This is a genomic window from Acinetobacter sp. CIP 101934 (genome assembly GCF_000369585.1).
In the GTDB taxonomy this organism is placed as follows: domain Bacteria; phylum Pseudomonadota; class Gammaproteobacteria; order Pseudomonadales; family Moraxellaceae; genus Acinetobacter; species Acinetobacter schindleri.
Genome location: NZ_KB850094.1, coordinates 1300120 through 1326545, shown reverse-complemented (window position 1 = coordinate 1326545; position 26426 = coordinate 1300120). Strand labels below are relative to the sequence as shown.

Genomic DNA, 26426 nt, shown 5'->3' with positions numbered 1-26426 from the left:
CGAACTCTCACACCTCGCGGCGCTGGAACCTAAATCCAGTGCGTCTACCAATTTCGCCACGTCCCCGATGGCTGTGTATATTATAGAGATCATTTTAGCCTGACAAGAACTTTTTCATAAAACGCTTATCATTTGATTAAATAAAAAACAAAGTATTGATTTTTGTATCTTTATCAGTCGATTACAATTAACAAAGCAGCTTTAATCTCTTCAAAATCAGCAACCCTAGCCGACTTATGCCGAGCAAGCATGCCTTTTAACACAGTTTTAAAAGACCTAAATTTTTCTGGAAGATTAATTTCCAATCGTTGACAGTGTAGATAGGCCCAATCTTCATAATTTCCAGCACCAAGTCGTCTCTGACTTAACCATTCCAGCCAGATGATTCCTAATGCATAAATATCCGATTGAATCGTTTTTGCTTCGGCATGAAATAATTCTGGCGCCATATAACGTGGTGTTGCATCTAATGTTGGAGGTGATTCATCCGAGATTCGATATGCCTGTTCAAAATCAATCAGACAGACCCGCCCGCTGCACTGGACAAAATGCTCTGCTTTTAAATCATGATGGAGATAACCATATTGATATAACTGCATCACAGCATCCAAGGCTGTAAGCAAATGTTTCTGAATCTCAGACACGCTTAAATCAGCCGGATCAATCGCAAAATGAGAAGGACAATCCTGTAGCAAGATGCCCTGCTGAAAAGTTTCACCCCCAATAGTGATCTCTGAATTAATCAGTAAATGCGGCGCCAGAAATTTGGCTAGTGAATTATTAGATAAATGCTGATAAAAACCGAATTCATTTTCAAAACTACGCTGACTATATACAGTTGAGTTTTTCGCTTGCACCTTAAGCCAGTAAATTTCTCCATCCAAACTGCCTTTATATAGCCGACGGCCAAAAGCCAGACTTCGCGGCTTTGTGTTGAGTTCAAATTTTATCTGGTTTAAGTCATGACTAGATATCAACTGGAATATATTCTTCTTTCTGCTGTTCAGGTGCATGTTGATAGGTTAAAAGTTCCAAACAATGCTGTATGGTTTTCCCTACCCGCTCCTGGGTTTCAATCATGGAAATTTTCGGCCAGGTGGCACGTTCGCCTTCACGTTGCAGGATTTTAAACAGGTGTGGCCGCGGGTTTTGCAACATATAAGTATAATGACGCAGACCATATTTGCCGACAATATTCACATCACCATAATAACGCTGATCGACTACACCATAACCATGATCCAGCAAACGGCGTACAGGCGGTACACTTCCCACCCGCTCACGGGTAAAGTCCATCATGCCTTTGGCAAACACCTTGCCTTGGCGTCGTGCAATTCGTTGTGGCCAGCTCAGCATATCCTTACGGAATCGGGCTGCATCGTCCTGCATGAAAGGCACAATGTGCGGGTTTACCTGACTGGCGATGGTATAGTTAATATTGTACAGCCGTGCCATTTTCTCCTGTGGAAAATCACTGCGTACACTACCATCGACCCAACGTGTCGAGGACATATAGGGTGTAAATTTGCCATCATCGCGCTTACTGGTCAGGCGCACAGGTGGAAATAGAATCGGTACAGCACAGGATGCGAGTACCGCGCTCCAGACCAATAAATCCGGTGCAGTATAAGCATTCATAATCCGTGCATCTTGAGTCGCATCATAAGGTGCAACGGCGACATTAATATGTAAGCCTGATTTTTTAAGGGCTTCATCAAAAGTGAGATTACCTAAATTTTCAATCAGAAATTTTTTTAGGTATTTCACATCTGCCAGACCGCCATTACCCTTCATCAACTCACGAAAATTCCGAAAATGAAAGGCCTCATTAAAGAAATTATGTCCCTGAAGAATATCTGGATATTCAGATGGTTTCGACACCCCCAACATGGCCGTCATGATGGCACCTGCACTCGAGCCGGATACTACTTTTGGCATCAGATCCTGTTCCATTAACGCCTTACACACACCGGTATGAAATAATCCCAGCGTTGAACCGCCAGAAAACATCAGCGCTGGCTGACCATAAGCACGTTGGCAACGTTCAAAATATTCTATTTTTTCTTCAAGCGTCAGACATTCGCATTCTTGCGAAGCGATATAAGCCAGTCCTTTACTTACTTCTTCAACATAATCTTCAATAATTTTTTTAGTGCCAACATAAGTTTCTATAAATAATAAAGGATGCGCGATATTGGCAATGTCATAACTGAGCCCTTCTCGCAAGATATGTATCAGATCACGAGTACGCTTTTGTAGGCGGTATCGTCGAAGCTTACCCAGACGATGCGAGATCACTTCTGCATCAAAATAATCGGAAGAGTTATCAAGCTTCCATTCCTGCGCACCTGATTCTTCATCCAGTTTTAACGCAATGCATTTCCACTCCTCATAAGTTTCCGCAGTCTGCAATTGTTGCTTTAATTTCTTGATGCGATAAGCCTGATGAGGATTAATCTGATGAGTAAAATCTGTTAACAACATGCTATGCGTGATCCTTATGTTTATTTTTGCTGCTACAAGATCTGTCACATACTTAAATTAAGCAGATCATACGTGCGGGACAATAGCGAAAAATCTCCTTTCTTGGGCAAATTATAACATTTTTCTAGCTTTGACTGCTTTTTTTGCAATGGTAGTATCATGAGCATAATTTAAATGCGTAATCTGAGATCATGGCTACAATTGATTTACCCGACCATATTTTAAATGCCCTTTCTACTGTGCTTCAGCAGCTTCAGCAAAGCCTGCCGGAAGTTAAAACCGTACCGGATTTCTCTGCTTATGCCTACAAATGGCAAGATGGCCAACTCAAACCAATTCATAAGCTGAGATCGATTCAACTGGCTGATTTGAAAGGAATTGAAAAGCAAAAAGAGAAAGTGATTCAGAATACCTTACAGTTTCTAAATAACCTGCCTGCCAATGATGTACTGCTCACCGGTTCACGCGGTACGGGTAAATCCTCCATTGTTCGTGCCCTACTCACCGAGTATGCAGATCAAGGGTTACGATTAATTGAAATCGAACGGGATGATTTATCCGATCTGCCTCAAATTCAGCAACTCATTGCAGAGCGTCCAGAGAAGTTCATTGTCTACTGTGATGATCTGGCCTTTAATGCCGAAGATGAAAATTATCGCAGTTTAAAGAGTGTTCTGGATGGTTCTTTACAGTCCGGTTCCAGCAATTTTGTGATTTATGCGACCAGTAACCGTCGTCATTTATTACCCGAATTCATGCATGAAAATACGCCCGTTACCCGAGTTGATGTGCCGCAATATACTGAATTACATCCTCAAGAAGCGATCGAAGAGAAAATTTCTTTATCAGACCGTTTTGGTATGTGGCTATCTTTCTATCCGATGGATCAAAATCTTTATCTGGAAATTGTAGAGCACTACCTTGAGAAGGCGAAAATGGAATTGACTACAGAAGCCCGTGCTGAAGCTTTGCGTTGGTGCCAGGGTCGAGGTCAACGTTCAGGTCGTTCCGCTTATCAGTTTTCGAAGCACTGGATTGGTTCGCAGCAGCTTAAAACTTTAAATTAATTGACCTAATTAAAAAAATATCAGCTCGGTTTTGTTTCACTATGTAAATATTTTCAACAAAACTGAGCTTTAAAATAATTACAAAAATCATTCAAATATAAAATAATTTTATGATTTTTTTATCTTTTAAACACACTTTATAAACTTACACAATAAAACAAATAAATACATTGAATTTTACCATTATTTCTCTACTAACTTTTTCAAATTATTAATAAATTCATTTTACGTCTAAAGTAGATATGAGCACTTAGGTAATTGTTTATTAAAAATATTTAGAGTATTTACTCTAAATAAAAAAATTATTTCATAAAGTTAATCTTATTAACAATCAAAAGATTAACTCTTTTCATCCTAATTATCCAAAATTGTAAACGGCTTTGTTGCACAAAGCTGTTCTTAAGGACTCCTTCGGCAATATAATTTCCAAATGAAGAAGCCTACACACAAAATCTACCGCACAACCAATTGGCCCGCATATAACCGAGCTCTCATTAATCGTGGGAATATTGCCATTTGGTTCGATCCAAAAACACAATGGTATGCAGAACCTCAAGGCAAACAAGGTCGAAGTCAAACCTACTCCGACATAGCGATTCAATGCTGTTTGATGATCAAATCTCTATTTAGACTCACTTTACGCATGGTTACTGGTTTTGTTCAAAGCTTAATTAAACTTTGCGGATTAGATTGGACAGCACCAGACTTCACGACGCTTTGTAGAAGACAAAAGTATATTGATATTCAAATTAGCTACCAGAAAAGTCGTGATGGGTTACACCTACTCGTCGACTCTACGGGTTTAAAATTTTTAGGTGAAGGCGAATGGAAGCGTAAGAAGCATCAGCCTGAATACCGTCGGCAATGGCGTAAACTGCATATTGGTATAGATGCTGAAACACTGCAAATACGTGCCGTTCAGCTTACGACAAATAATGTCAGTGATTCACAAGTACTTGGTGATTTACTCGATCAGATTCCTCAAGATGAGCATATTGACTCCGTTTATACCGATGGTGCTTATGACACAAAGCGGTGTCGCCAGTTGATCACAGATCGAAATGCCCATGCGATTATTCCACCCAGAAAAAATGCGAAGCCTTGGAAAGATACAAAAGTTCATTCGCTAGAGCGAAATGAATTACTTCGCACTGTTAAACGTTTAGGCAGGACACTATGGAAAAAATGGTCGGGCTACCATCAGCGAAGTCTGGTAGAAACCAAGATGCACTGCATCAAATTATTAGGCGATAAGCTCAGTGCTCGGAATTTTGATAGCCAAGTCAACGAGATGCATGCACGTGTGGCCATCTTAAATAAGTTTACGGAGCTCGGCCGACCTCACACCCAAGTTGTCACTTAAATTTAAACAACTTAGGAAAGCTCTTTCTTTAAAATCTTTATGCAACAAAGCCATTGTAAACCTACAATAATCATGCATAATTTCCATGACTTTGAGATGTAGTTGTTACTTTAGAATTTAAAAAACCACTATGTCTTAAAAGTGAGATATTAAGAAAAATACCATCTATTTACATAAATTTTAAAATAGATATTGAGGGAATAATCATGACACTTCGATTCAAAATGAGTGGCGTAGCACTGTTAAGTACTCTATTAATTGCATGCGGCGGCGGTGGAAGCAGTAGCAATAAGACACCAGCAGCCAACTTGCCAGAAAATTTACCAGAAGCAATTTCACCAGAAATACCTGATGACTTTGTTCCTTTCACTGAATATGACTTACTTGATAAAATCAAAGATAAACTTACCGGCCAGGAAGGTACCAGCGAACTTGCACATAACTATAATGAAGCCTTAGCCCATATGGTGGGAGAAATTTTTGCTGATTATCCCCTTGGTCGTACAGGACGTGCTGTGCAGATTTATAATCTTGGAGTAAGCAGTATCAAGATTGGTAATTTAACATGTGCTGAAGTTACAACAAATGGTAATACCAAGACACTAACCTTAAAGCCGAACAAAGCAACTTGTATTGTTCTGGATAAAACATTTGTAGCAGGTTCTAAAATCACACAAATTACTAATGGCAATACAACCACCGTTTCTTTTGACAATGTACGCTATGGCCATAACTTGGATTTTAGTTTGAAAGATCAATACTTGATCTCTGGCTCGATTCAATATACGTCTTCTAAATCAGACACAGGTCGAGAGCGTAATTATGATATTTCCAACCTGAGCTTCCAGCGTGTAAAAACAGATAGCAATAAGTTGCCAGAAGGTGATGTTTATAATGCTGAAAGCCGAGAATATCTACAATTAAAAGATTATTCCTTTAGTTTAGTTGATGACTTTGGCAACGATAGTCATGGTATACGAACCTTAAATTCAAAGGGTACTGTGATCGGTCAACCTTTAGACGCCACTTTCAGATATACCTTTAGTTTCGATACAGGTTCTACTCCATTTATCATGAAGGAAACAGTGGCAAATAATTATCATCATTTGCCTGAGCAAGGTAGTGTCAGCATAACGCATCAAAAAGGCTTATTTAACTCGCAGCTAATCACCAGGATTAGCCAAGACTCCCCGCAGTCATTGAAAGCTGGAGTGTATCTCACTAATGAAAAAGTAGATGATATTCTTTGGTCCAATATTATTGGTAAATAATCCAACTCTTGTTTAAGCCGATGATTCCATAATTTGAATTGTCGGCTTATTTTATCAAGTAATTTGCAGCTTATTTTGATGAGTTAATTGGTAGGCACATAATGATGCATAAATCCCACTCAAAAAGCCTAAAATACTTCTAGATCTGCTTGTCACCAAATTGTATTGACCTTTCAATAGACTGAATAAGGTTTCTATTTTATTACACCGTTGTAAGGGATATTCAGCTGATTCGCAAAGCTGTATAGACTGCATATTTTTTCGGTGATAGGTAATTAAATCAATCCCCTGGTCTTTTAATCTATTCTTCAATTCTTGGCTTATGTAGCCACGATCTCCATACAACTTTGCTTCCCTCTCTTTAACCAGTTTTTCAACTATTTTGATGTCAGCAACATACCCACTGGATGAGGTAGAACAAGCGATTTCACCAAATTGATTCATCGCAATATGTAATTTGCAGCTATAAAACCATCCCATTGAGCTTTTACCACGAGAAGCAATTCTAGCTAATGATTTATAGCGTTGAATCCGTTGATTTTTATAGACAGCTAAATTGGTTGAATCAATCTGCAAATATTGGCTATGTTGATCTTTCGTTAAAGCTACAGATAAAGCTTGCAGGGCCAATTGATATTGATCAGATGGCTCACCCTTTGGCAACAAGGTAAACTTTTAAATAAATGTCTCTTATCCTGTTTCAACCATGAGAAAAATGCTTTGAAATGAAAGTATTTATACCAAATAGCAATAAAGATGATTTCTGAAATACTCAAGTGAGCTGTTCTGACTCTTGAGAACCGCTGGCTTTACTTAAGGAATTGCCAATAAGTTGCTTCAAATTTAAGAAAGAAATCATCAATTAGACAGAATAATTCGGTACTATTAAATATTAGGACTAGAGCAGGGTTTGGTGTAGTAACTTAACTGAGGGCTTTACTCCTTCTGTTTTCAGGTTAATTTCTCATCCACGATTGGGGTTATTTCTCCTGAAATAATTGGCTCAATTTCAATATATGGGGGTGAGCCATCCTAGGATACATCAGGACTTAAATTAATTTGTCTAAATGTTGTTTTGCCCAATCATTCAACCCTAATGTTGAAAAAATCACATAACAAACATGATGGTGGACATTTTCAGTACTTTGCTCCTGCCCTTGGATTATCCATTGCCGAATATAAGAAAAAATACCCTCTATCACAATTTTAAAGACATCTTGTGGCAATATAGGTCGAATAATTTGGCTCGGCAGAATAGAAAACCAATACACCAATAAACTCACATAATGTGCTTTAACGACATTTAACTCTGCCACTACGCTCAAAGTACTATAAGGAGCCAAAGCAAAAAAAGCGCTGGCATAAATTTTATTGACTGTAAGTTGTTGTATGAATGCCAATGTCGAGACTTCAAATGCCCGCCGAATGTCTGTTTGATAATCACTATAAGTCTGGACAAGTAATTTTAAGTGTAAAGAGCTGAGCTTTTTAAAACAGTAAAAATAACAGGCTTCTTTGTCGGTAAATAATTTATAAAATGTTGTCCGCGATACACTCGCCTGCTGAATAATATCTTTGACACTGGTCGCAGCATATCCTTTTTGATGAATACACAGAGCCACAGCTTCAATCAAACGTTCTTTTTGTGACTGTAAAACCAGTTCGGGTGGAAGATGATTGGTTCCTCTTGGCAACTTGCGACGAAGTTGGACTGAATTCTCTTCAAATTCTCCGCCTTTCTTTAACCAGTTCTGCTCATACAGATTCAATTCCATCGTATAGATATTCCGTCAAGTTAATCATATTGATTTTATTATTTAAATATATAGAAACATCGTAATCTAAATTTTCTAAAAAAATTCATTGTACTGCTCATTTTCTCAAAAACATAAAAGTAAAAAATACTTGTCTCTATAAGTACGTTTGTGTTTATATGAAAAATATAGGATTAAATAATTAATATATCGTTTAAAAAAACCTAAAAACAACAAGATATCCAATTATTGATCAGCAACACAAAAAAATGCTTAAAGCAACATCATGAGGATGTAATGATATGAGTAAGGAACACTTTATTGATACGGTCAAAGCCGTATCACCAACCCCCGCCAATGCCGTAACTTATAACAAATGGAAAATTTTATTGTTATTATTTCTGGCCAATATGCTGAATTTTTTTGATCGCACAATCCCTGCTATCATTATTGAACCACTGCGTTTTGAATTTAATCTAAGTGACTTACAACTGGGCTTTGTTGCAGCATCATTTACTTTAGTTTATGCAATTGCAGGACTCCCCTTTGGTCGATTAGCCGATAAAGGCTCGCGTAAAAAAATTATCGGATGGGGCTTAATGGCATGGAGTGGTTTCACTGCTCTTAATGCTGCCGCATGGAATTTCGTGTCTTTCTTCTTGGTACGAATGGGGGTCGGAATTGGTGAAGCAAGTTATGCACCTGCAGCCAACTCCCTCATCGGTGATTTGTTCCCTGCCGAAAAACGTGCACGTGCCATGGGCATTTTTATGTTGGGATTACCTTTAGGTTTAATCTTAGCCTTTTTTACAGTCGGTGCAATTGCAGAGGCATTTGACAGTTGGCGTGCACCCTTTATTGTTGCCGCAATACCTGGTTTTTTATTGGCTATTTTCTTCTTCATAATCAAAGAACCACCACGCGGTGCGAGTGAAGGTGAACACTATGTTGCAAAAACCGTTCATCAACCTATTCGTACACTTTTGAAAATTAAAACCCTACGCTGGATTATTTTATCTGGTCTCAGCGTCAATTTTGCAGTGTATGCAGGCAACTCATTTTTTGTCCCCTTATTTCAGCGTTACTTTGGTTTAAGCCTGACTCAGTCAGCCGTTACCACGGGGTGTATTGTCGGAATTACTGGACTCATTGGTTTAACTGTAGGGGGTGTAATTGCCGATAAAATTCATCAGCGTTTCGCACGTGGTCGCCTGGTATTTGGTGCTATCTGTTTATTAATTTCAGCCTTTAGTATTGCAATTGCTCTATATCTTGGCAACGACTCCCTTACTGCTGTTGTCATCTTACTCAGCGTAGGTTGGTTGGCTTCATATAACTATTACACGACCGTTTACCCTGCAATTCAGGATGTCGTCGAACCTAATTTACGCGCAACAGCCATGGCGCTCTATTTTGCCTGCATGTATATTTTGGGCGGTGCTTTTGGTCCAATCGTCGTGGGCGCATTGTCTGACCATTTTTCTCAAGCTGCAATGTTGGCGTCAAATTCAATGATTATGACTGAACATTTTAAAGCTATAGGTTTACATAGCGCATTATTTGTTATCCCTGTTGCGTTCTTCTTTACAGCAATTTTCATCTATTTGAGTTCACGTACCTTTATTAAAGATGCTCAACGTAGCAATAGCTGAAGTTTATTTAAGATAGATTATTGAATACTTAAACAATGCTTAAAAAAATGCCAATCTTAATGATTGGCATTTTTTTAACTTAAACTTGAGCTGGATCCGTCAACTCGGTCATTGGCCAACGTGGTGTCGTTGTTACAGCCAACCCGTCCTGCTGCCCGGCTTTCAGACGTTGATAACCTGCAAAGGCAATCATTGCACCATTATCGGTACATAAAGCCGGTTCTGCATAGTACACAGTTGCTTTTATTTTCGCCAAGTCAGCCTCTAGGCGTTCACGTAAACGCTTGTTGGCGCTGACACCACCCGCAATCACCAGACGTTTTAAACCGGTTTGTTTAAGAGCTTTAACTGATTTTTTTCCCAAGGTATCGACAATCGCTTCCTGGAAACTGGCTGCGATATCGGCATCACGATTTTCATCACCCAATTTCTTCATTTGCACAGAAACCGCAGTTTTCAAACCACTGAATGAAAATTCTAAACCTTGATGCAGCATTGGACGTGGAAAAGCAAATGCATTCGGATCGCCCTGTTCAGCCAGTTTGGAAATATTCGGACCACCTGGATATGGCAAGCCCATCATTTTCGCGACTTTATCAAAAGCTTCACCAGCCGCATCATCAATCGACTCGCCAAGGAGCTCATATTGACCAATGCCATAAGCGGCCATCAATTGCGAGTGGCCACCTGACACCAAAAGAGCCACGAACGGAAATTCCGGTGGCGTTGCCGAAAGTAATGGTGCCAGCATATGACCTTCCATATGATGTACACCAATGGCTGGTTTATTCAACGCAAAAGCCAAGGTACGGCCAAACAAAGCACCGGTCATTAACGCACCCATCAGCCCCGGTCCACGGGTATATGCCACTGCATCAATTTCAGATTTTTTCACACCACTCTGTTCAAGCAGCTGATTCATGAGCGGAATTAACTTACGCACATGGTCACGCGAAGCCAGTTCAGGAACTACACCACCATACTCGGCATGCAGTTTAATCTGGCTGTACAGAACCTGGCCGCGTAAACCCAGTTCGCTATCATAAAGCGCGAGTCCTGTCTCATCACACGATGTTTCTAAGCCTAAAACGATCATTAAACTGCCTATAACCTGTATCAAATCAATTGCGACAACTATTATAGACTTGTGATATGAGATGTAAATGAGTAAAATACTGACCTTCACTTGTGATTGAGGGCAATTCAGCCCGAGATCTTACCCTAACTGATATGAGGATTCTTCATGCCACAAGTTAAATTGAAAGAAGGCGAACCAGTAGACGTAGCTATCCGTCGTTTCAAACGTTCATGCGAAAAAGCGGGTGTTCTTGCTGACGTACGTAAGCGTGAATTCTACGAGAAACCAACTCAAGAACGTAAGCGCAAAAAAGCTGCTGCTGTTAAACGCTACCAAAAGAAATTGGCGCGTGAATCAGTACGTACGACTCGCCTTTACTAAGATTAATTTGTGATTGACTGCCTGGACTAAATAAATGACTACTTTAAAAAACCAAATAACTGAAGTTTTGAAAGCAACAATGCGTGCTAAAGAAATGGCTAAGTTAACGGTAATTCGTAGTCTTCAGGCAGCAATTAAGCAAATCGAAGTCGATGAGCGCAAAGAACTTGACGACGCTCAGGTTCTTGCGGTCATTGAAAAGCAAATTAAACAACGTAAAGAATCGATCAAAGCCTTTGAAGGTGCTGGTCGAGAAGATTTAGCTAGTAAGGAACAAGCCGAAGTTGAGGTTCTATCTCAATTTCTACCAGAAGCTATGACTGAGGAAGAACTTGATTCCATCATTGCGCAAGTGATTACAGCGCAAGAAGCTACTAGCATGAAAGATATGGGTAAGGTGATGAATTCTCTGCGTCCGCTCATAGCCGGGCGCGCCGATCCTGCACAAGTTTCAGCTAAAATCAAAGCTAAACTGGCATAATCCCCTGCTTTAAATCTCTATTTGCGTTGAACTGACTTAATTGCTAGCCAGTTCTTAGCAATCCAAATTTCTTTTTTAATTTTAATAAATCACAAATTACAATTTACATTTTTGCTTTGCAGTAATTGCATCATTTTTGAAGATTTCACCTGATCCACAATATCTTGCCGTGTCAGTTTTTGTAGCTGAAAGTCTAGTGCATCACGATTTTTATCAGTTGCCTGATAAAGCTGATCTACATAACGCCTGAAGATCCCACAAAATTCCACCTGTTGTGCTGCAGTTAAATTCTGTTGTTGTGGATTTAAACTGCGCAGAAAATCTCGTGACTGCTGGTGATATTCATCGCTGATACGCTCTACTGCCCGCACATAATCCTTAGTGCTCGCTGCATAACTATGTGATATTCCCCAAACCAGAAACAGGCACAACAATGTTCTTTTCATTCATGCTTTCTCATGTGCTTTCATTTGCAACTCAGCATAGTACAAGGCAAACTTGAAATAAAGCACAGAGGTTGATGTAGTTCACAGCTTTAGTAAGTAATTTTTATGAGAAGATTAAATCTTGTATTTTCTTTCCTGCTGCATCTGTTTTAAACGTTGTGAAATACTTGCAGACAATGACTGATTCTTCTTACTAACTCGCTGTGCATGTAGTAAGGATTTAATAGCTGCCTCCTCATTTCCCGTCCAATATTCTACTTCAGAACGGTAACGCAGCACATTAATCGTTTTAATCTCAGATACAGGCTCGGCATTGGTTGCTGACAGCATTAAGCGCCAGGCACTTAAATCACGTGAATTAGCATTCAGGAAACGTTGCACGATCATCTTGGCTTGATCGGTTTGCTTCATACGGATCAATACTTCTGCATATTTATAATTGAGTGCCCGGTTTTCCGGCATAATGGATGCTGCAGAACGCACACTACGCAGAGCTGGCTCCAGCTGATTTTTCCCGAGATAAATATCGGTCTGAAACAGCACCAGCAAAGGATGAATCTGATTATGCTTTTTTGCCTGGTCTAATGCCTGTTGTGCATTATCCTCATCACCTTGTTGCAGATAGTAAGCAGTGAGTGCCAATTGCCCTGCAAAACTGTTTTGTCCTGCTAAAATTTTTAATTGCTGCTCAGTCGTCTGACGGGACAGTACTTTGCTATACCAACGAATAATCTCAAAATTCTGGTCTATCAGCTTTGGTTTAACTTTCGGCATCTGATTGGCGCGTAAACGCGCCTCACTCATACGCTCAGTCGTTAAGGGATGAGTAAACCAGAAATCTGGCAGAAAGCTTAAACGGCTGGTTGAACGATGCATCACCTCAAAGAAATCAGCCATACTCTGCGGGTTATAGCCCGAAGCATACATATACTGCATACCGATCCGATCTGCTTCACGTTCCTGATTACGACTATAAGAAAGCTGCTGATCCATTAAAGCTGCTTGTGAGCCCATCATTACGGCTGCACCCGCATCGCCATCTGCTTGCGATGCCACTAAGGCTCCGACCAGGATTCCCGCGAGTGCTAATAATCCCTGTCCTTTAAATGCTTCTTGGGATCGACTGTAATGACGTTGTGTGACATGTGCAATTTCATGCGCCATCACACCGGCCACTTCATCCATATTACGCGCTGAATTGAGTAATCCCATATTTAAGGCAAATAAGCCACCAGGCACAGCAAAAGCATTAATCTGGGGATCATTAACCACAACCAGGCCAATTGGTTGCTGTAATTGAGTCTGGCTGAGAATATGTGAAAACACTGAAAATAACTGGTCTTCCATCCAGGGATTTTGCACCACAGGTAATTGTTTCTGTACCTGACGATAAACCTTTTCACCAATCATGCGCTCTTTTTGCTGATCTATCAGCCCTACACCTGCTCCAATTTCTGGAACAGTAAACTGACTAGACTGGGTGTTAAAAGTATCGGAAGCGGTATGCCCTATCACCATACATGCGCTTAATCCACAAGCCAAAACCAAACGTTTCAATGAATAAATCTCTAAGCCTGATTACGAAACCTGCTTGAATATACCATTGAAAAAAGGGCATAAACGCAAGGAAATGTTATTTAATATTATTTAAAATGCGGGTTAACCACATAGCGTGGTACACGTCCTTGCAAAGCATCCACCAGGTTCTGATATGCCAGTTCTGCCATACGCTGACGTGTTTGCGCAGTTGCCGAACCTACATGCGGCAAGGTAATCACATTATCAAGTTTAAATAGCTCTGATTCTTGCAGTGGCTCTTTTTGATAGACATCCAGCCCTGCGGCAAAAATCTGACGTTTTTTTAAAGCCTGAATCAGTGCCTGCTCATCGACGACCGAGCCGCGCGAAATATTCACAAAGACTGCATGCCGCTGCATCAATGCCAGTTCTTCTGTACCAAAAAGTGCTTTGGAATCTGCATTTAAATCCACTGCGACTACCACAAAATCAGAACGCTGTAATAAGGATTTTAAATCACAATATTCTGCATCTAAGCCTTGCGCCAGCTCCAGCTTTTCACGACGGTTATGATAAAGCACATTCATATTAAAGCCATGAAAGCCACGTCGCGCGATCGCTGCGCCAATATGACCTAATCCAATAATCCCTAAAGTCTTGCCAAAAATATCCACCCCGAACTGTGCTTCGCTAGCGGTACGCTGCCACTGTCCTTGCTTGGTCCATTGATCTAAATAAGTTACTTTACGCGCTGCGGCCATGAGTAAAGTAAATGCAAGATCAGCTGTGGTTTCAGTGAGCACATGTGGTGTATGAGTGAGATAAATTTTCTTTTCATTTAAATATTCAAGATCGTAATTATCGTAGCCAACACTGACACTGGAGATGATTTTTAGTTTAGTCGCAGTTTCCAGATTATTTCGATTGAGCATTCGTCCTGCGCCAATCATGCCATCTGCATCTTGTGCATGCTGCAAAATCTGTTGATTGACATCACCCAGCTTAGGCTGGATATATACCACATTATATTGTTGTTCGAGTTTGGCTTGAATCTCTGGATGAATTTGACTAAATACTACAACTTTTTGCTTCATGCTTATTTATTCCATGCTGACAGGCCTACTTTGCATAAACTGCCAGAGTCGCTTTTTAAGGATTGGCCGATCCAGCATCTCCTGCAGGGAGGCCAACTGGGTAATTTTACTGTTTGAAAGATGTGGAACAGTACCAAGAAAAATAATATTTTTATCGTGACTCATGCCATCCAGAAAACCCTGGATATAAGACTCCACGCCGCGTCCATCCTGCACATTATCCCAAGGAAATGGCCAGTTCAGCTCTGCAAACTCACCCAACATTGCACGTTGGATATTCGACCACAGTAATTGCTGATCTTCAGTTAAGCTCGTAGCATCAATGACAATGATACAGTGCGCAAGACTTAATGCCTGCAGGCTAAAAGGCGCGACCTCAACAATTTCGCGAAGCTCATGTACCAGTTCTGGCTGCGGCTGTATTTCCATTGTTGGCGTTACAACGACTGGTGCAGGCACTTCTGCAGGTGTAGATACGACAGAACGTTCAATTACTGAGGTTTCAGCTTTAAGCTCAGGAAGGATGATTTCACTCAGAACTTCAGGTTGTGACTGGTCACGCCAAAGCGCCGGCTGGTGCGATTGACACGGCTCCGCCCGAGGAATCCAGATATCAATTCCTAGTGTCGCCAGTATGTCACGCTGATGCCCTATCATCTTGTCTTCATCACCTATTTCAGGCTGAATATTTTAGCGGGAATCCACTTCCTTTGCCGAACTTTTTCGGATTTTTCACTGTAGATTACAATTGATTTGTAGCAAATTTGATTTTAGTCGTTCTCTTCGGGTTATTTACATGCAGGTTCAAACATTATTTAAAGATCATGCGTGAGTTAATAAATACTTTCAAGTCTGAATTAAATAATCATGATGCTGTTCTTTTTCTGCATCTGATCCACAATTTCATCTACTTCAAAACCCAAACGCCAATACAGTAATTCCATCACGTCAAATTCATCCTGAGTGATGATCCGATCATTCCAGAGACAGATTTCCGCAATGCCCAATATACTCAGTCGATCACGCAGTAACAGGCCAGAAATATCATTCAGAATTTCAGCCAGATCAACCGGCTCATCTGAAATTTCGGTATACATTTCCAGTTCTTTTTGAGTCAGAATACGTTTTAAAATACGCTCGCGAACATCCAGCTGATTATCACTATTGATCTGCTGTACATGCAGCAATGCATCAATCAGGCGTACGATTTGTGGTTTAACTTCTTCCAGTGCCGTCGGGGTATGTAGGGGGAGTAGATTCAGCTCATATTTCACACATTCAAGCAACAAGGCATCTAGCAGACCAATTTCACCATCTTCCTGAATAATCCGTGCCAGTTTCATCACGAATTGTCGTGCTACCGTGGTCGGCATGCCACCAATATTTTTGCAGGCTTGCTGAAAAATCGAGATATGCACACGCCCGTCCAGATTTAACAATGAATCTACAATGGCCCGGCTGACTTCAGCATCGGTGGGAATAAATTCCCGATATTGCCGGATCATCAGAATTGCAACCATGACCTCTCGTGACCCAGTTGCAGTTTGCAATGCGCGTTCAATCAGTTCTGGTCGTGGTGTATTGGCACGATTCTCCGGATTCAGTGGTTTAACTGCATCCTTGATCGCAAAGCTGATCGGCGACAGACGTAGTAAAGGCAATGGCTGTGGCGAACTCCAGGAAGCTGCACTTGTGACCGCCATTTCTTCGAGTGACCGAAACAGACTAAATAAAGGCTGATTTTGTAGTTTTTTTAGGTTTTCAAGCTGCAGATCCTGAATCAAGGAGGGATTCATTTCATAGATTCGCTGCTCAATACTGGGATGAATATTCAGCCAGTTCTGCTGACTGAGGGAGTTAGCAAAACACATATGTGAAATCGACTCTGCATATTCACTATGAATCTGTGAACCGGAATGATGCACATAAATCCGCAGCAAAGTCTGTACATTGGCATCATTTTGAATCAGGCGACGGGTTTTCTGATCATTCTTGAAAGTTCTGCCACCGAGCGAAATATATTTAATGAAACGGGTAATCAGTACGCCTAAGCTACCAATCAGCCAGATCACCGCACCAATACCAACAAACAGAGTCTCAAACTTGTTTTCTGCCGGCATGCCATTCCGATAGAATCCCCGTTTGGCAATCTTACTGCCCCACTGACTAAAAGTAGTCAGGCTACTGTAGAGAATCTTGAGCCGGGTATTTTCTGCCGCTTCACCAGAAAGAATCTTGTTAAACTCATGGCTTAATAAACCATACAGTTCAATTTCATCCAGATTTTGCAATGCCCCCCAAGTCAGAATAATGGCAGTATTTCCCGGGTTAAAACCGGCAGTCAGTGCATTGACTCCAACTTCATCAGGCAAAACATACACCGCAGGAGGCTCAATCAGAAAAGTATCTGCCAATTGTTCAGCAATCTTCAGAGCGACGCTTTCCTCCGGTACGCTTTCAATCAGACTCAGGCGACGTGCACCCATCTGCCGTGCCAAGGAATAACCACCGGCACGAAAGACATAAAATTCATAGAGTACTGACACCACCATGATCGAACCGACCAGAGCAATCAGATAAGGACTTAGCACATGCCAATATATAGATTGAGCAGGATCAAAATAATAGACCAGTAAACCAACGACAGTATTAATAATTGCTATCGTCAATAGCACAGCAATCAGACAGACACTGGCTGGCCATAGCATATTTTTATTCTTGATAAACGCATATCCTACGCTTTTCAATGCTTCACCCTGATCACATTGTTCTAGCTTTGCCCAATCATAAATGAAAAAAGCGGGAAATTCCCGCTTTTTTCATGATTTTAAAGACTTAGACTTCGCGCACGCCAGTCAGGTCTACTGATGCTGCATCGATATTTACATCAATAAACTTGTCACCTTTTTTGGCGCCATCATTACGCTTTTGCTGTAACTGGTCAAGGTATGCTTCATCAATACCACCAGCCACATATACGCCGTCAAATACAGAACAGTCGAATTCACGCAGGTTCGGTACAATCTTGGTACGTACTGCATCTTTCAGATCTTCCAGATCCTGGAAAATCAGACGGTCAGCACCAATAATTTCACGGATTTCCTCAACACTACGTTCAGATGCAATCAGTTCAGATTTTGCTGGCATATCGATACCATACACGTTTGGATATTTCACCATTGGTGCAGCAGACGCAAAGAATACTTTTTTCGCACCGGAATCACGCGCCATCTGAATGATTTCATTACACGTAGTACCACGAACAATTGAGTCATCGACCAATAGAACGTTTTTACCCTGGAATTCCAGCTCAACCGGGTTCAGCTTCTGACGTACTGATTTTTTACGCAGTTGCTGACCAGGCATAATGAAGGTACGACCAATATAACGGTTTTTCATAAAGCCTTCACGGAACTTCACGCCTAGCGTATTTGCCAGTTCAAGCGCAGAAGTACGTGATGTATCCGGAATTGGAATGACCACATCGATATCATGTTCATCACCCCACTCGCGCAGGATTTTATGGGCCAGTTTCTCACCCATTTTCAGACGGGCTTTATACACTGAAATACCATCAATGATTGCATCTGGACGCGCAAAGTACACATATTCAAAGATACATGGACGGTATTCTGGCTTTGCAGCACATTGCTTGGTAAAGAAGTTCCCTTCAGAGTCAATGAAAACAGCTTCACCTGGCTCGATATCACGTTCAACTTTAAAGCCCAACGCTGTAATCGCTACAGATTCAGAAGCGATGATATATTCCATACCGTTTTCAGTTTCACGCGAACCGTAGATCAACGGACGGATACCATTAGGATCACGGAAACCAACCACTCCTTGACCTGTAATCATGGCAACAACTGCATAACCACCTTTGCAGCGCTCATGCACGCGTGTTACGGCATGGAAGATATCTTCAGAGGTCGGTACCAGTTTGCCACGCTTCTGCAATTCGTGCGCAAATACGTTGAGCAGGACTTCTGAATCAGAATCGGTGTTCATATGACGTAAGTCAGTCTTGAACAGGTCATCATGAATTTCTTCAGCATTGGTCAGGTTACCGTTATGTGCCAGCGTAATCCCGTAAGGAGAGTTCACATAAAACGGCTGCGCTTCAGCACTACTTGAGGTACCCGCAGTTGGATAACGCACATGGCCAATACCGTAATTTCCTTGTAATGCACGCATATGACGGGTATGGAATACATCACGCACCATACCAACATCTTTACGAAGGAACAGGCGACCTTCATGACAAGTTACAATCCCAGCTGCATCCTGTCCACGATGTTGTAACATCGTTAATGCATCAAACAACATTTGGTTAACAGCTGATTTACCAGCAATACCAACCACTCCACACATAGCAACCTCGCAGACAAGCTAGGATTAATAAAAAGGATTATTCGTAGACTCAGCTGATGATTTGCTCTTTACAGCAGGCTCAGCTGATACATCTGAAGATTTTCTGGAATCTTCCGACTTGATATGTTGTAGGGCCTCGTTTGCAGCATCTTTGGACATCTGGGTCGCCCATGGCGCATAAGGAAGCAAAGTCTGAATCACTTTGGACTGTTTCCAGTGTGGTGAGCTTTCTACCCATGGCCCGATTCCCTGCATGGTGATCAGGACAATCAGCAGCCCTTTCAGGCTGCCAAACACCCCACCTGCAAGACGGTTTAAAGGTCCCAGTTTCAGGGTTTTCATCACACGGTTGAGCAAGAAGGTTACTATCCAGGTCAGAACCACAATCATAAGGACGATGAAAGCAAATGCTGCAATTTTTTGTACCACTGGATCTGTACTGAGAGCAGTCATGGAAGGCGCAAGTAGTGTTGAATATTTCGCTGCTACAATGAGCGCAAAAATCCAGCCAGCTAAGTTCGCAAAGGCTTTAATAAATCCTTGACGCAAACCGTTTAGCCCTCCAATGAGCAGTATAAACAGTAAAAAGATGTCAATGGCAGTCATAGAATTCAGAATGCTTCAACACAGTCTTTTACAAGTGTCGGACCTGTATATATGAGGCCACTATAAACTTGTACAAGGCTGGCACCAGCTTGCTTTTTGGCAGCGGCATCGGCACCCGAAAGAATACCACCCACCCCAATCAATGGAATTTGTCCTTGCAACACATCTGCAAAGGCTTTTAAACATGCCGTACTTTTCTCAAAGACCGGCGCACCCGACAAACCGCCTGCTTCTTCAGCATGCTCCAGACCTTCAACACCTTCACGAGACAAGGTCGTATTGGTCACAATCAAACCATCAATCTTGAATTGCAGCAATTGCTGGGCAATAAATGCAATATCTTCAGCTTCAAGGTCTGGTGCAACTTTCAAGACCAGAGGTACATAATGCTGGTTTTCTTGAGCAAGCTCAAGCTGACGGTTTTTTAGCGTTTCCAGCAATTCAGTGAGCGCATCACCACTTTGCAGGCTACGCAGGTTTTTTGTGTTGGGAGAGGAAATATTAACAGTAATGTAGGAAGCGTAATTATATACCTTTTCCAGGCAGATTAAATAATCATCAACTGCATTTTCAACCGGAGTTACAGCATTCTTGCCGATATTAATCCCCAGAACACCTTTGAATTTTGCAGCTTTAACATTTTCAATCAGTTTGTCCACGCCTTCATTATTAAAACCCATACGGTTAATAATAGCTTTCGCTTTTGGCAGACGGAACAGTCGGGGTTCCGGATTACCGGGCTGAGGACGCGGGGTAATAGTACCGATTTCAATAAAACCAAAGCCTTGACTTGCAAGGGCATCGATATAGGCACCATTTTTGTCCAACCCTGCCGCCAGACCTACCGGATTCGGAAATTCGATTCCCATACAGGTCACTGGTTTAGAAGCAACGTTTTGACGCATCATCCCCATGGCATGGGAGGATTTCAACAGTGATAGTGTCAGCTCATGTGCACGCTCTGGTGCTAAAGAAAACAACAAAGGGCGGGCTAGAGAATACAACATATCCAGAAAAGTCTACTGCTTTTTAAGTCGGCATATTATAGTCACAGCCCGGTAAAAAAACCATGCTTTGCAAATCTTTATTTTTACCGTTTATAGGACAGTCGCTGTTAATTTAATCTGTCCGGCATCACTGATAAGTTCCATTTTTTCAACAGTTAAGCCACTCTGGGCTAGCTGGGTCAGAAAATTAGCCAGTACAGAATAATTTTCATGACTGACATTGAGTAAAATTTTACCTTCCTGCTGCTGGGATGAAACCGACAACCCCTGCTGCTGGGCAGCACGCTGCACTTTTTCTGAGGCATCTAATTGCAGATCGCCTGCTGGCTTCATGGTCGCTGCATTACTCTGCATCCACACTAAAGTATCTTTTAAGGTATTCAGGCGCTTTTGCTGGGTATCCGCAGCTCTGTGCATATAAAATAGTGCCGAACCGACTGCAGCCACGATGACAAAGATTGTGGTAAAGATCACCATGTAGCGTTCACGGGCGCTCAGGCTATCCAGATAATCTGTAATGCGTTCAATGCGCTGGTCCAGCCGGATTTGAATATTATCGAGCATTTTCATTATTGTATTCTCACCGATCCGATCGCACCTGTACCATTGGCCTGTACATTACCCAGTTCGACTTTAAAACCCTGCTGTGTCAGCTGCCGGGTCAAAGTGCTTAATGCATCAGAAGAGTTCGCCTGCAGATCCATATTCAGACTTGAAGTATCATAACTGACCCGCTGCGCAATAATCTGGTTTTGCATTAATACCGGCCCTACCCGACTGATCAGATCAAAAGCCTGAGTATTCGCCACCTGACTTAAACGCATCTGTCCTTCAAACTGGCTTTTGATATTCTGCTCGTTTACAGGATAGTTCTGACCAAACCAATATTTGAACTGATCAATTGCTTGAGAAGCAGTCTGATTGGCAATCTTTTTATATTGATACCAGCGCACAGCATCATAACTAAACTGCAGCACCAGAATACCCAAAAACACAGCAGCACAGGCTTTCCAGTAACCGGAAACTGGCGTATCTGCCTTGGCTTTAGGCAAGACATTAAAAGGATGCTGTTTGGCTTTTTTCAGCTGGGGAAGGCTGTACTGAAACGACTCAACCTGATCATGGGTAACAACAGCTTCCAGACTACGCAGCTGAGCGTCATTCAGGTTACTCACCTTGTAATTTACATCTTTAGGCTGATAATCCAGATAAAGACTCAGGTCATCGACAGAATGACCCACATATTCCGATTCGCGAACCAGTAGTCGCCCAGCAAGTTCCGCCAATACACGTTGATTTTCTTCAGGAACAGGCAGGACCAGAAAATCTGGCAATAATGCCGTGACCTTGACCGGAAGAAGGTTCAATACATGCTGCATGGTTTCTATAGTTGAATTGGAAATTCCCAATACACTGAGCTGATCGGGCTGCTGAAAATGATGAAGCACCTTCATCGCATCAACCGGTAGAATGACATATTCCTCCAGCAGATACTTGATTGCCTCCTGCCCCATTTTCTTATATTGGGCTTTGGACATGCTCTGCTGCAAAATCTGCACATGACGACTCGGGAAAAAGACCGTTGCCTCTACCCCATGTTGCCCCTGGATTTCCTGAATCAGTTGCTCAAGTGTATCTGCACTTTTCCAGAATTCTCCATCTGACCATTGCCAAACCCCATTGGCTTCTGGCATCCATAAATACAACATCGATTGTGTTCTGCCGTTTTAATAGTTTTTTATACTGTTGGAATAAAGCTTTTTAACTGTGTCGATAAACCTGCTGCAATCACTGCCTGATCATAAATGCGAGCTTCTGACAAATGAAAAGGATGGAAAGACTCCGCTGTCAGAATGGAAGCAATATGTGCCACCACATTCATATGGCAAACCACGACAATTGATTCATACGGTAACTGAGACAACCACTCCACAGCCACTTTGGCATCATCATCCGGCTTAATGGTATTACAGATCACCACTGGTACATTTTTATAAAAAGCCTGCAAATGCGCCAGAGTTTCCTGAGCACGAAGCAAAGGACTCACTACAAAGACTTCAGGTTTAACGACATTTTTCAGGTATTGAGCAGTCTGTTCTGCCTGTAGATGTCCACGTTCGGTCAAAGGACGCTTGGTGTCGTTACCATTTACCGGTGGAGCTGCTTCGCCATGACGCACGAGTGTCAGTTGCATACCATTTCCCTATTCGTTCATTCAAGCTGCTGATCAGGTCATAATATGAGACTGATCATACAGTTCCATCACTTATAAATCAGACTTGATGATGTGGCAAGACAAATTCCACATCACTGCGATGACCATTTTTCATTAAGGACACTGCAATACTCATCGGTGGTGCACCTTCAAAGATCACAGCATACAAGGCACAGGTAATTGGCATGTATACATCCAGTTCTTCTGAACGTGATTTTACCTGTACAATAGTATTAATCCCTTCCGCCGTCTGACCCAGTTCAGTAGTTGCCTGTTCCAGAGTTTTACCTTTACCCAGCGCATAACCAACCTGATAGTTTCGGCTTAACGGACTATTACAGGTAGCGAATAAATCACCTACACCCGACAGCCCCAGGAAGGTTAATGGATTCGCACCAAGCTTCACCGCAAAACGGCTCATTTCTGCCAAGGCACGGGTCAGAATCATACTCTTGGTATTTTCACCGACGTTATAGGCGGCTGCCATACCCATTGCGACTGCATAGATATTTTTCAGCGCACCACCAAGCTCTACCCCATGCACATCATCGCTGGCAAAGACACGGAATAAAGCACTGTGCAAAGCTTGCTGTACTGCATAACGCACCAGTTCAGAATCACTTGCAATCACAGTCCCTGCTGGCTGGCCCGCCACAATTTCCTTCGCCAGGTTCGGGCCTGAAAGGACCCCATAAGGCACTTCAGGTAATTCTTCCCTGATGATATCACTCATAAAACTAAAGGTTTTCGCTTCAATACCTTTGGTCAGTGAAATCACGGCCTGAGAGCTAATAAAAGGCTTAATCTGCTTCAGTACATCACGGAAGGAATGGCTTGGAATTGCCACCAGAATAATGTCACGATCACGTACTGCTTTTTCTAAGTCTGAAACTGCCAGCAATGCAGGCTCGAGCTGAAAATCTGGCAGATAACGCTTGTTCATATGCGTGGCATTAATATCCGCAGCCGTGGCTTCATCACGAATCCAGATCATGGTGTCACAGCCATTGCGTACTGCAGTATTTGCCATCGCTGTACCAAAACTGCCACCACCCAACACTGTAATTCGCAACGCAGTCTTACGATCAATTTCTACAGGTTCAACCAGATCTGAAAATTTTAATTCTGACATGTGTTTCTAATATCCTTATCTAGCCAAATTAACGTGATGGATTCCACTGGCTGACAAATGCTTCTGTATGGATTTCTGCACGTGGCGCAATAGTTTTTGCCGCCGTTCCAATATAAATGATGCCTGAAACCAGATCATCACCTGAAATTCCTAAAGCCTGTTTAAAGTATAACGATTCTACTACAGCGCCACTACGCCACATGGTCGAAAAACCTTGAGCTTGCAGGGACAATAAGAAATTCTGAATTGCGGCACCAGAGCTCAGAATCTGCTCAAAATGCGGCACCTTGGGATGATCTTTTAAACGGGTCAAAGCCAGAACCAGTAAAGGTGCACGGAAAGGATGATGTTTTACCCGCTCAATCTGAGCAGCTTCAGTTTGACCCAGATCGATTAATGCCTGAGACAATAACTCACCAAAAGCTTCACGCTTATCATCTGGAATAACTACAAATTCAGTAGGTTTTAAACGGTGGTGATCTGGTGCAGTCAGTGCAGCCTGAAAGGCCATTTCCAGCTGTTCAGCATTGGGTGCCGGGGCAATCAGCTGACCAATAGATTGACGTTGATGAATATTCTGATGAACGATTTCGATCGTTGATTCGGTCATTGCCTTGTATTTCTATACTTAAAAACTGTATTCAAGATTAGCATATTCATCTTGGGATTCTCTATATCCTTCATTTTTATTCTTCATGCTCAAATATATTTAGCTCACTGTTTTCGTTTCTGATAAAAATCATTAAACAACGTTTATGATAATGACATGGCTAATACTGAAAATTTCCAAACTTATACATGCCATACAAAGTCTAAAGATTATTATGTGATTAATTATACGATTATCTGATCTTGACGGGTTTTTAAACATGACAAAAATATTAACAATGGGTGCAGCTATTGCCACTGCACTCGCTCTGACTGCGTGTAGTACTAATCCAACCAACACAACTGCAATCCGCAAAGAAAATAATCAATTCGAAGTTACCGGATTAGGTAAGACCCAAGTCATTGCCAAAAATAATGCCGTAAACGCCGCCTCTAAAACATGTGGTTCACGATCAACAGCTATTATTGTAGATGAACAGTCCACTTATGATGGCGCACTGAAAGGCGTGGTAGATGAGCAGACCGGGCAGATCATTCAGGCTGCTGCCACAGTACTTGGTAATATTGCAGGTACAGGCAATAGCATCAATTCAGATGATGACTACCAAACTACCCTGACTTTCCGTTGCCAGTCTAACTAAAGCCTTTTTAGCTAGTTAAAAAAACCGCTCATTGAGCGGTTTTTTACGAACTGGAAATTAGCAATAGCCTTCCAGGCGGGTCAATGGTAATTTTTGACCAATCGCTTTTTCAATTTCTGGCAGATAGAACGCATCATCTTCCGACAGGAAACTGATACTGACACCACGAGTCCCGGCCCGTCCAGTACGACCAATACGGTGTACATAATCATCAGACTGTTCTGGCAGGGTAAAGTTTACTACATGCGATACACCATCCACATGAATACCACGACCTGCTACATCAGTTGCGATCATGATATTGTGTTTTCCATTTTTAAACTGGTCCAGCATTTTTAAGCGCTTGTCTTGGGCAATTTCACCAGACAGCATCACCACTTTATAGTTGTCACGTTTCAGATGATCATAGAGTTTACGCACCTGATCACGACGGTTGGCAAAAATCATGACCTTCTCAATCGGTTCATCACGCAAAATGTCTTGTAGCAGTTTATATTTATCTGCCTTGGCAACCATATATACACGTTGTTCAACGTCCGCATTGGTTTTCTTTTCTGGCTCAATTTCAACCGTTACGGGTTCAAATAACCACTGTTGTGCCAGATTCAATACGTCATAGCTAAAAGTTGCCGAGAACATCAGAGTCTGGCGCTGTTCCTTGCGTGGCGAGAAACGTACGATACGTTTCACTGAAGGGATAAAGCCCATATCCAGCAGGCGGTCTGCTTCATCAATCACCAGGAATTCAATCTGATCTAACCAGACTTCTTTTTGTTCAACAAAGTCAATCAAGCGACCTGGAGTAGCAACCATGATGTCCACAGGTGCCTTATCGAGCTGTGCTTTTTGCTTGTCAAAATCCACACCCCCAAGCAGCGTCACGACACTCAGGTCAGTAAACTTGGTCAGCTCATGCGCGTCACTTTCAATTTGTAGTGCAAGTTCACGAGTCGGTGCCAGAATCAGTGCACGTGGCTCACCACGGTAACGCTGTTCCTGAACAGGATTATTCAAGAGATCATTGATGATACTCACCAGGAAGGCCGCTGTTTTGCCCGTACCCGTTTGCGCACGACCAATTGCATCGTGACCTGCCAATGTGAATTTTAAAACCTTCTCCTGAATAGGCGTCATAGAAGAAAAGCCTAAAGCATCAATCGCTTGTTTTAGATTAGGATGTAAATTTAAGGTTTCAAAACCAGATGACATAAAGCGGTGCTCTAAATAGATAATCACTAAGATACAGACAGTATAAA

Annotated in this window: 25 protein-coding genes and 1 pseudogene; 7 read left to right on the top strand and 19 right to left on the bottom strand. The window is 41.9% G+C overall.

What is annotated here, in order from left to right; translation table 11 throughout:
* Positions 1–173: 173 nt before the first annotated feature.
* Positions 174–884, bottom strand: coding sequence for a protein kinase domain-containing protein (locus tag F899_RS06665; RefSeq protein ID WP_228127791.1), 711 nt, complete (start codon positions 882–884; stop codon positions 174–176).
* Positions 885–966: 82 nt separating this feature from the next.
* Positions 967–2484: a DUF3336 domain-containing protein gene (locus F899_RS06660; RefSeq protein WP_005221645.1), complete on the bottom strand. Its 1518-nt coding sequence runs from the start codon at positions 2482–2484 to the stop codon at positions 967–969.
* A 191-nt stretch (positions 2485–2675) separates the two neighbouring features.
* Between F899_RS06660 and F899_RS06655 the strand changes: the two genes are divergently transcribed.
* The 3 genes from F899_RS06655 (at position 2676) to F899_RS06645 (ending at position 6185) form a co-directional block, all read left to right on the top strand.
* Entirely contained in the window at positions 2676–3551 is an 876-nt protein-coding gene (locus tag F899_RS06655; protein ID WP_005221643.1) for an ATP-binding protein, read from the top strand.
* A 430-nt stretch (positions 3552–3981) separates the two neighbouring features.
* Complete coding sequence (locus F899_RS06650) at positions 3982–4914, top strand: IS5 family transposase (RefSeq protein WP_004815731.1); 933 nt, start codon at positions 3982–3984, stop codon at positions 4912–4914.
* A gap of 206 nt (positions 4915–5120) precedes the next feature.
* Positions 5121–6185, top strand: a complete 1065-nt coding sequence (locus F899_RS06645) for a hypothetical protein (RefSeq protein WP_005221639.1) — start codon at positions 5121–5123, stop codon at positions 6183–6185.
* Positions 6186–6239: 54 nt separating this feature from the next.
* Here the strand turns inward: F899_RS06645 and F899_RS06640 are convergent.
* Both F899_RS06640 and F899_RS06635 read right to left on the bottom strand, forming a co-directional pair.
* Positions 6240–7078 (bottom strand): annotated as a pseudogene (locus F899_RS06640) (IS982 family transposase).
* A gap of 156 nt (positions 7079–7234) precedes the next feature.
* Positions 7235–7960 carry a TetR/AcrR family transcriptional regulator gene (locus tag F899_RS06635; protein WP_005221635.1) on the bottom strand — a complete coding sequence of 242 codons (726 nt, stop codon included), beginning with the start codon at positions 7958–7960 and terminating at the stop codon, positions 7235–7237.
* Between the two features lie 281 nt (positions 7961–8241).
* On the opposite strand from F899_RS06635, the gene F899_RS06630 reads away from it, so the two are divergent.
* Positions 8242–9591: a spinster family MFS transporter gene (locus F899_RS06630; RefSeq protein ID WP_005221633.1), complete on the top strand. Its 1350-nt coding sequence runs from the start codon at positions 8242–8244 to the stop codon at positions 9589–9591.
* 79 nt (positions 9592–9670) lie between these two features.
* On the opposite strand, the gene tsaD is transcribed toward F899_RS06630, so the two are convergent.
* Entirely contained in the window at positions 9671–10687 is a 1017-nt protein-coding gene (gene tsaD / locus F899_RS06625) for a tRNA (adenosine(37)-N6)-threonylcarbamoyltransferase complex transferase subunit TsaD (protein WP_005221632.1), read from the bottom strand.
* Between the two features lie 147 nt (positions 10688–10834).
* On the opposite strand from tsaD, the gene rpsU reads away from it, so the two are divergent.
* Entirely contained in the window at positions 10835–11050 is a 216-nt protein-coding gene (gene rpsU / locus F899_RS06620; protein ID WP_001136722.1) for a 30S ribosomal protein S21, read from the top strand.
* A gap of 34 nt (positions 11051–11084) precedes the next feature.
* Positions 11085–11531, top strand: a complete 447-nt coding sequence (locus F899_RS06615) for a GatB/YqeY domain-containing protein (protein WP_005221631.1) — start codon at positions 11085–11087, stop codon at positions 11529–11531.
* Positions 11532–11620: 89 nt separating this feature from the next.
* Here F899_RS06615 and F899_RS06610 read toward each other — a convergent pair whose 3' ends face one another.
* From F899_RS06610 to F899_RS06550, 13 genes are all read right to left on the bottom strand, one after another.
* Positions 11621–11977 carry a hypothetical protein gene (locus tag F899_RS06610; protein ID WP_005221630.1) on the bottom strand — a complete coding sequence of 119 codons (357 nt, stop codon included), beginning with the start codon at positions 11975–11977 and terminating at the stop codon, positions 11621–11623.
* Positions 11978–12091: 114 nt separating this feature from the next.
* Complete coding sequence (locus tag F899_RS06605; RefSeq protein WP_205681835.1) at positions 12092–13534, bottom strand: M48 family metalloprotease; 1443 nt, start codon at positions 13532–13534, stop codon at positions 12092–12094.
* 86 nt (positions 13535–13620) lie between these two features.
* Positions 13621–14589 (bottom strand): 2-hydroxyacid dehydrogenase, encoded by a 969-nt coding sequence (locus tag F899_RS06600; RefSeq protein WP_005221628.1) that lies wholly within the window; start codon positions 14587–14589, stop codon positions 13621–13623.
* 6 nt (positions 14590–14595) lie between these two features.
* On the bottom strand, positions 14596–15246 hold the full coding sequence (locus tag F899_RS06595) for a hypothetical protein (RefSeq protein ID WP_005221625.1): 651 nt from the start codon (positions 15244–15246) through the stop codon (positions 14596–14598).
* 200 nt (positions 15247–15446) lie between these two features.
* Positions 15447–17336 carry a M48 family metalloprotease gene (locus F899_RS06590; RefSeq protein ID WP_171063858.1) on the bottom strand — a complete coding sequence of 630 codons (1890 nt, stop codon included), beginning with the start codon at positions 17334–17336 and terminating at the stop codon, positions 15447–15449.
* Between the two features lie 88 nt (positions 17337–17424).
* On the bottom strand, positions 17425–18960 hold the full coding sequence (purF, locus tag F899_RS06585) for an amidophosphoribosyltransferase (protein WP_004812339.1): 1536 nt from the start codon (positions 18958–18960) through the stop codon (positions 17425–17427).
* Positions 18961–18984: 24 nt separating this feature from the next.
* Positions 18985–19566: a CvpA family protein gene (locus tag F899_RS06580; RefSeq protein ID WP_004812336.1), complete on the bottom strand. Its 582-nt coding sequence runs from the start codon at positions 19564–19566 to the stop codon at positions 18985–18987.
* Positions 19567–19571: 5 nt separating this feature from the next.
* Positions 19572–20573, bottom strand: coding sequence for a quinone-dependent dihydroorotate dehydrogenase (locus F899_RS06575; protein ID WP_004812335.1), 1002 nt, complete (start codon positions 20571–20573; stop codon positions 19572–19574).
* 90 nt (positions 20574–20663) lie between these two features.
* A complete protein-coding gene (gspM, locus tag F899_RS06570; RefSeq protein WP_004812331.1) occupies positions 20664–21143 on the bottom strand; it encodes a type II secretion system protein GspM in 480 nt (159 codons plus the stop codon).
* Entirely contained in the window at positions 21143–22282 is a 1140-nt protein-coding gene (gspL, locus tag F899_RS06565; protein ID WP_005221621.1) for a type II secretion system protein GspL, read from the bottom strand. The genes gspM and gspL overlap by 1 nt, the downstream gene beginning before the upstream one ends.
* Before the next feature lie 29 nt (positions 22283–22311).
* Complete coding sequence (locus F899_RS06560) at positions 22312–22767, bottom strand: phosphoglycerate mutase family protein (protein ID WP_005221619.1); 456 nt, start codon at positions 22765–22767, stop codon at positions 22312–22314.
* 79 nt (positions 22768–22846) lie between these two features.
* The gene (locus F899_RS06555; protein WP_005221617.1) at positions 22847–23920 is read right to left on the bottom strand and encodes an NAD(P)H-dependent glycerol-3-phosphate dehydrogenase; all 1074 of its coding nucleotides are present in this window, start codon (positions 23918–23920) and stop codon (positions 22847–22849) included.
* A 28-nt stretch (positions 23921–23948) separates the two neighbouring features.
* On the bottom strand, positions 23949–24530 hold the full coding sequence (locus tag F899_RS06550; protein WP_004812324.1) for a nitroreductase family protein: 582 nt from the start codon (positions 24528–24530) through the stop codon (positions 23949–23951).
* Positions 24531–24789: 259 nt separating this feature from the next.
* Here F899_RS06550 and F899_RS06545 point away from each other — a divergent pair, with 259 nt between their 5' ends.
* Positions 24790–25170 carry a hypothetical protein gene (locus F899_RS06545; protein ID WP_004812322.1) on the top strand — a complete coding sequence of 127 codons (381 nt, stop codon included), beginning with the start codon at positions 24790–24792 and terminating at the stop codon, positions 25168–25170.
* Positions 25171–25227: 57 nt separating this feature from the next.
* On the opposite strand, the gene rhlB is transcribed toward F899_RS06545, so the two are convergent.
* Complete coding sequence (gene rhlB / locus F899_RS06540) at positions 25228–26379, bottom strand: ATP-dependent RNA helicase RhlB (RefSeq protein WP_004812320.1); 1152 nt, start codon at positions 26377–26379, stop codon at positions 25228–25230.
* Positions 26380–26426 lie beyond the last annotated feature (47 nt).